We start from the raw sequence: 4,103 nt of genomic DNA on the forward strand, positions 1-4,103 counted from the left end.
TATTGCAACTCACAGAGTGAGACTGAGTACCAAGGCAAAGGTAAGCCATATTAATAAACACGATGTTTTATGTGAAATTTTAAGACAGGTACCTGAACCTGCAATGAGAAGGTAGGTATGATTAAAAGAAGTTTAATTTATAGTTTGGTTACCTTAATACCCCTTTGCATGTTTTTTCTTTTTACAGAGAATGTAATAGGAATTGTTCTTTTAATGGAATGTATGTATTATATTATGGCAATTGTGTATGTTCGTATTGTATCACGGTTTATACAGGTTACATTGGATAAAGGCTTGTATTCTGCTGAAAAAAACAGTGAAATTCCAATATTAATTCAGGTAAAAAATAAATCAAAGTGGTTAAGTGTAAGGTGTGGCTTTAAAATTAAGGTGGTAAATAATTTTACCGGTGAGGTTAAAAAGGAAATAATTAATCATACCGTTACAAGAGGAGTAAAGGAAACTTTCAGTGAAAGCTTTTTATCCTCAGACTGTGGTGAAATTTCCGTATATTTAGTGGAGTATTATGTATATGACTGGATTGGTTGCCTTTATTTAAAAAAGAAAACAAATGATGTTAAGAAGATAGAAATATTGCCGGAAACCCATCTTTTAATGACAGAGATACAAAGAACCACCAGAGAATTTATTGCAGATTCAGAGGTATATTCTGATAGTGAAAAAGGTGATGATTTATCTGAAATATATCAGATAAGGGAGTACGTGGAAGGTGATCCTATACATGATATACACTGGAAACTGTCAGCCAAGACTGACAATCTTTTAATAAAGGAACACGGAAAACCATTAGGCTGTGTGGTTCTTATATGGATTGATTTGTTTAGAAACAATACCGTAAAGCCTCTAAGGGGCAGGAAACATGGCAGAAAAAATCTGCCGGTAAATGCCATTGAAATGGCTGCTTCGGTATCTCTTTCATTAATAGAACAAAAATGTGTTCATATGGTTGCATGGTACGAGGAAAAAAATGACAGAATTATTAGGAAGAGAGTAGAAAATGAAGAAAATATATACGAACTTCTTAACAGGCTGCTTTATTTAGAATCATATCATGACAGAAAAAGAGCAGATATGCAGTTTGATGAGCGTTTCGACAGAAATGATTTCAGCTCCATGGTGGAAATAAAGTCTGATGGAAGGCTGATTGTAAATGGCAATGAAATAGAAGTAAAAAAGAAGGGCGATAAAATATGTTACGAAGAGACATATATTATCGTATAGCGTAGGATAAAATGGCGGGAATAGAATTTGTTAAACTTGAAAAAAAGAATAGTAATTTCATTATGTATCTTTTGGCAGTATTCTTTGTGCTGTTATGTTCTTTTGATGCAATTTCCTCAGTGTTTAAATTTGATATAAAACCCATAATTACAATATCAGTCAGCGGAGCAGCCGCAATAGGTGGATATGCTTTATTTATGCTGATGATAAAAAGCAGAAAAGCTATGGTGATAATAGGTGTTTTGTATCTTTGTGGATTGTATTTTTTCAGGGCAGGAAGTGGAATTTATATAAACAAAATTCTGAAACTTTGGAATTTTTACTATGAGACCAATTATGTAGGCTTAAAGTATAAGTCATCTTATCTTTACAATGTGGTGATATTGCTATTGGTGGAATTATTAATAGCAGTTATTTTATACAGTATCATCATAGGAAAAAATTGTCGGTATGTGGCTTTACTACTGGTATTAGCACCTGTGATTTTAGATTCGGCAGTAGGTTATCTGCCTTCAGTTTCGAGTACATTAGAACTTATTTTTGCAGCAGTATTTTATTTTACAATATACCGTCAACAGGGAGAAAAAAATGTAATTACCACTGCTGTAGCAACCATGGCAGTGTTACTGATGGTGTCGGTTCTGGCTTTTAATATTTCACCTAGGTTGGAAAAGTATAAAAAAACGGACAGTTATAAGAAAACAGCAGAGGCTATTAAGAACTTTGATAAAATTAATCCGGGAGATTTCTTAAGTTCCATTTTTGAAGGCAGCGGAAACTATGCCAAAGCAGGAATTGGAAAAGGAAAGTTAGAAAATATTAATGAATTCAGGGCTACCGGGAAGAAGGTATTAAAGGTTACGGTTACAAAGAAGCCTACAAAAACGGTGTATTTAAGAGCTTTTGTAGGAATAGATTATAACGGGAAGGAATGGACAGGTGCCGATAAAGATACCGTAAAGGATATAAAAGAATTTTATAACACACAAAGTCAGTTTAAAAAGTTAATAAATGAACCCTATAATAAGTTTTCAACTTATACATCCCTGGCAAAACAGAAAATGACTATTGATGTTTTAGGGGCATCCGGCAAATATGGATATTCACCGTATTTTTCCGAAGTAAAGGATGAAAGTGCTGATTATGATACCTGTGCCTTAGGTGATGGAAAAAAACAACATATATATTTATATTTCGATGGAAATGATTTAAGTAATAATTTTGACTATTTAAGCAATGTATCTTCCTATTGGTACAAATATAGTGAATTTACAAAAGTAAGATATATCGGAAAACCTAAGGGGCTTGATGAATTAAAACTTAGATGTAATCAAATTGACAGTAATTACGAAGTAGGTGTTGCCACGGCAATTAATGAATGGTTTAGTGATTTACAATATAGTAAAGCACCGGGAAAAACAACAGATGGCAGGGATTTCGTGGAGGATTTTCTTTTTAACAGGAAAACGGGATTTTGCGTGCATTTTGCATCGGCGGCAACGTTGATTTACAGAATGAAGGACGTACCGGCAAGGTATGTTGAGGGATACGTTATTGATCCCTCAAGTTTTACCAAACAAAATGACGGTACATTTGCAGCTACGGTTACTGATGAAGGGGCTCATGCATGGTGTGAGGTATTTAATGATATTAAAGGCTGGCAGGTAAGGGAACATACACCGGGATACAGCACGTCGAGAATATCAAAACAGGAAAACAATACTACAAAGCAGGAAGCAACTACAGTTGCAGCGGTAGCTACAACCCACGCAAATGAAAGTACAACGGCTTCGGCGGATAACACAAAGGAAACTGTAAACAGTGAAAGTCATAAGAATACATCTCACAGTGAAAATGTAAGTTTAAAGCCTGTAATAAAGGTGTTAAAAGTAATTTTCATACTTATAATATGTGTGGTGGCGGGATTCATTATTTTTGTTTTGCCTCATAGAATTAAGAGAGTCAGTAAAATACGGAAAATAAAAGGGAAAAACAGTATATGCAGCACTTATAAGGAAATCTGTAATATATGCAATTTCTTCGGAGCAGGTTTAAATAAGGGCAATTCCACAGAGGCAATAGAGAAAATGATAAAACAGTTTCCACAGCTCTCAGAAGAAGAATGGCGATGGATATATGACATAACCCTTATAGCAGCGTTTTCAAATGACAGGGCTACAGATGAGGACAAGAGGAAAATGTACATGCTTTATCGTAAATTTAGAAACGATATGTTAAAGAGTTTAAAGGGTGTTAAAAAGTTTATTTTTAAATTCATAAAGGCAATGTAATTAAAAATAATAAAACTTAACTGGTTTTAGTGAAAAAATGGCGTTAATTCGCCATTTTTTTTATTGAAGATACTAGACAAAGGAAATAGAATTTGTTAAAATTATAACAATCTTGGAAATATCAGATATGTTACATATTTTTCACAAAACATTAACAGAGTTATTTCAAATGTTTATTGCGGTTAAATTCAATTGATGATATTATTTAAGAGTGTGAGTAATTTTTAAAATTGATGTAATTTATTATATTAAATTAAATTTTTATGGAGGATTATATTATGTCAAAGAAAGTAGTTATTGCAGGCGCATGCCGTACAGCAATCGGAAAAATGGGCGGAGCATTAAGCACAACTCCGGCACCGGTTTTAGGATCTATCGTTATTGAGGAAGCTCTTAAGAGAGCAGGCGTTCCTAAGGAAGCAGTTGATCACGTATATATGGGATGCGTTATCCAGGCAGGTCTTGGACAGAACGTAGCACGTCAGGCTTCAATTAAGGCAGGACTTCCTATTGAAACACCGGCAGTTACAGTAAACGTTGTTTGTGGTTCAGGTCTTAACTGTGTAAATA

2 protein-coding genes and 1 pseudogene are annotated in these 4,103 nt (G+C 34.1%); all 3 read left to right on the plus strand.

Annotated elements, in window-relative coordinates; translation table 11 throughout:
- Positions 1–117: 117 nt before the first annotated feature.
- Positions 118–1,242: a DUF58 domain-containing protein gene (locus Q5O30_RS11445; RefSeq protein ID WP_021953881.1), complete on the plus strand. Its 1,125-nt coding sequence runs from the start codon at positions 118–120 to the stop codon at positions 1,240–1,242.
- 11 nt (positions 1,243–1,253) lie between these two features.
- Positions 1,254–3,533, plus strand: coding sequence for a transglutaminase family protein (locus Q5O30_RS11450; protein WP_021953882.1), 2,280 nt, complete (start codon positions 1,254–1,256; stop codon positions 3,531–3,533).
- A 278-nt stretch (positions 3,534–3,811) separates the two neighbouring features.
- Positions 3,812–4,103 (plus strand): annotated as a pseudogene (locus Q5O30_RS11455) (acetyl-CoA C-acyltransferase); the annotation flags it as partial.

The organism is Eubacterium sp. CAG:161 (assembly GCF_000432355.1).
GTDB classification, from domain to species: Bacteria; Bacillota; Clostridia; order Lachnospirales; family Lachnospiraceae; genus Eubacterium_G; species Eubacterium_G segne.